The organism is Calditrichota bacterium (assembly GCA_014359355.1).
Lineage (GTDB): Bacteria > Zhuqueibacterota > Zhuqueibacteria > JANLFK01 > Oleimicrobiaceae > Oleimicrobium.
In genome coordinates this window covers 1-2369 of the sequence record JACIZP010000088.1, presented here as the reverse complement: position 1 = coordinate 2369, position 2369 = coordinate 1, and the positions used below count along the sequence as shown (strand labels likewise).

The following is a 2369-nucleotide window of genomic DNA, read 5'->3' as shown; positions in this document are numbered from 1 at the left end:
AGCTGTACGCCGCCAAGAGCTTTGTGCAGATATTTGCCGAGGGTGTAGGTAATTTCATGGCGCGCATCCCTCTGCTTGGGCTGAAGGCTGAAGCAGCAACCACCTTCGCGGCGCTGGGGGTCTCTGCATTCGTCTTGACCTCGCTTGATACGAGCACCAGGCTTGCCCGTTTTGCCTTCCAGGAGCTCTTCGAAAGTCGCAAACAGGGGCCCGCCTCACCATGGCTGTCGAACCGTTACTTGGGTACCGCCGTGACCGTCATAGCCGCGTGGGTGTTCTTGACAAGCGGAGGCTCTGACGCCATCTGGCCGGTGTTCGGTTCGGCCAACCAGTTGCTCGCCGCGCTGGCCCTCCTGGCCGTCTCCGTCTGGTTGGCGAAAGAGGGCAGGCGCAACAGTTTTGTGCGCTACCCCATGGTCTTCATGTTCCTGGTGACGCTGACGGCGCTGGCCTCCTTGGTGTACAAGAACTTTTTGCGGGGCAACTACCTCCTGGTGGCGGTCGGGATTGTGCTCTTCTGCTTAGCAGGGCTGCTGATCAACCAGGCCATCCACAGCCTCCGGAGTGCGAGGGTAACGCCAAGATGATGTGAGCAGGGTGGAACGATTCTGGCGAAGACTCTTGTATGGGTCGCGTGCCTGAATGTGCAGAAGATAGCAAGAGCTCTCAGGGCGAACGCTCCACCTTGAGGTGGGGAGCGCTGGTGGCCGGCCCCGTGCTGTTTCTTGGGGTGTTGTGGGGCGTGCCGGCAGGTGCTGATCTTTCCGCCGCAGGACACCGGGTCTTGGCGCTGGCGGCGCTCATGGCCTGGTGGTGGATTACGGAAGCGATACCCGTTCCGGCCACCGCTCTGTTGCCTCTCGCCCTGCTGCCGGTGCTCGGGGTGCAGCCAGTGCGTGAGGTGGCGGCCTCCTACGGCGACAGCAACATCTTCCTCTTCATGGGGGGATTCTTCTTAGCGGTGACGATGCAGCGGTGGGGTCTGCACCGACGCCTGGCGCTACATGTGATTCGTCTGATTGGCTCCAATCCCCGCACCCTTGTGCTTGGCTTCATGGTTGCTACGGCAGCCCTCTCCATGTGGATCTCCAACACCGCGACCACCCTCATGATGTACCCCATCGCCCTGGCGTTAGTGCTGCACCTGGATGAGGGCTCGGCTCCAGAGGACGCTCGAGCGCGAGCCCGCTTAAAGACCGCATTGATGCTGGGAGTGGCCTATGCAGCCAGCATCGGCGGCATCGGCACACTGATCGGCACACCGCCCAACATCATCCTCGTTGCCCAACTGACGCGCCTCTTCCCGAAGGCTCCCACCATTGGCTTTCTCGATTGGTTGAAGGTGGGCCTGCCTTTTGTGGCGCTGTTTCTGCCCTTGAGCTGGCTGCTGCTCACACGCGTAGTGCTCCCTTTGGGGAAACAAGGCCTCGGGGGCGGGCGGCAGGCTGTTAGGCAAGAGATAGAGCGCCTGGGCCGGCCTTCGCGCGGAGAGTGGCTGGTGGGGCTGGTTTTTGTGCTCACTGCCCTGGCCTGGGTGTGGCGTTCGGATGTGGAGCTGGGCGCGGTGCACATACCAGGATGGGCAAGCCTGTTGGGACTAGGCGCGAAAGTCAACGACGCAACCGTGGCCATGGTGGCGGCAGTCCTCCTCTTTGTTGTGCCTGTGGATTTCCGGCGGCGGGAGTTTCTCCTCGACTGGGAGACGGCGCGTGGCATTCCCTGGGGAGTATTGCTTCTGTTTGGCGGGGGCATAGCTCTGGCCGGGGCCTTCGAAAGCTCGGGCCTTGCCGCCTGGGTGGGGCACAGACTGTCGCTGCTTCGTTCGCTGCCGCCCCTGGTGCTCGTGAGCCTGGTCTGCTTGGTGACGACCTTCGTGACGGAGGTGACTTCCAACACGGCTGTGGCGTCGATCTTCACTCCGGTGTTGGGGGCCACGGCAGTGGCTGTGGGCATGCACCCCCTGCTGTTGATGATTCCCAGCGCCATTTCGGCTTCTTGTGCGTTCATGCTGCCGGTGGCGACCCCACCCAATGCGATTGTGTTTGCCTCCGGCCATGTGTCCATCCCGCAGATGGCGCGCGCGGGAGTACTGTTGAACTTGTTGGGGGTTATTCTCGTTACATTGGTGGTGTACGTGGTGGCAGTGCCCGCTTTTGGCATCAAGATGGGTGTGCTGCCAACTTGGGCGCGGTGAGCAGCGCAATGGAGTAGAAGGCATGAGTTCTCGTCTGGTTGCCTTTCTCAGGAGCAATTGGAACCGCATCATTCGCATGTGGGCGACGGAGATCCAGCGCTCCATCCCCAGCTACCGGTCGCGGCCGCTCTCGGAATTGTACGGGACCACCGCCAAACACCTTGAGGCCACGATC

Annotated in this window: 3 protein-coding genes; all 3 read left to right on the top strand. The window is 61.8% G+C overall.

All coding sequences use genetic code 11. The features are described 5' to 3' along the window. On the top strand, window positions 1-587 hold a 587-nt coding region (locus H5U38_03750; protein ID MBC7186131.1), incomplete at its 5' end, for a carbon starvation protein A. 116 nt (window positions 588-703) lie between these two features. Further along, the gene (locus H5U38_03745; GenBank protein MBC7186130.1) at window positions 704-2194 is read left to right on the top strand and encodes an SLC13/DASS family transporter; all 1491 of its coding nucleotides are present in this window, start codon (window positions 704-706) and stop codon (window positions 2192-2194) included. 22 nt (window positions 2195-2216) lie between these two features. Beyond that, the coding region (locus H5U38_03740) for a hypothetical protein (GenBank protein MBC7186129.1) at window positions 2217-2369 on the top strand (153 nt) is incomplete at its 3' end.